The organism is Shewanella electrica (assembly GCF_022321485.1).
GTDB classification, from domain to species: domain Bacteria; phylum Pseudomonadota; class Gammaproteobacteria; order Enterobacterales; family Shewanellaceae; genus Shewanella; species Shewanella electrica.
The window spans coordinates 1-232 of record NZ_JAKOGG010000817.1 but is presented as its reverse complement, the minus strand read 5'-3'; the positions used below and the strand labels follow the sequence as shown (position 1 = coordinate 232).

1 protein-coding gene is annotated in these 232 nt (G+C 42.7%); it reads right to left on the bottom strand.

What is annotated here, in order from left to right:
* Positions 1–232, bottom strand: a 232-nt coding sequence (locus L9G74_RS24705) for a hypothetical protein (protein WP_238899105.1), incomplete at both ends; no start/stop codon positions are given.

Genomic DNA, 232 nt, shown 5'->3' with positions numbered 1-232 from the left:
CAATTGATCCAACATGAACTTCCATGTGAGCCTCAAACCTGTTTGCTGGAACTTTGTTTGGTAGAATAAGATATCGGAGGCCATTCTTCAATTGTCCTCGGACTAGCTTTGGATGAGAAGGAAGCGGTGTGTTAAGAAAACCTTCAAGTTCCTCCTTCCCAATTGGCTGATCTACATAATGTTTATCCAGAGCAGTTTCAGACCAAGTTGGACTTGCAACATGTGGTTCATC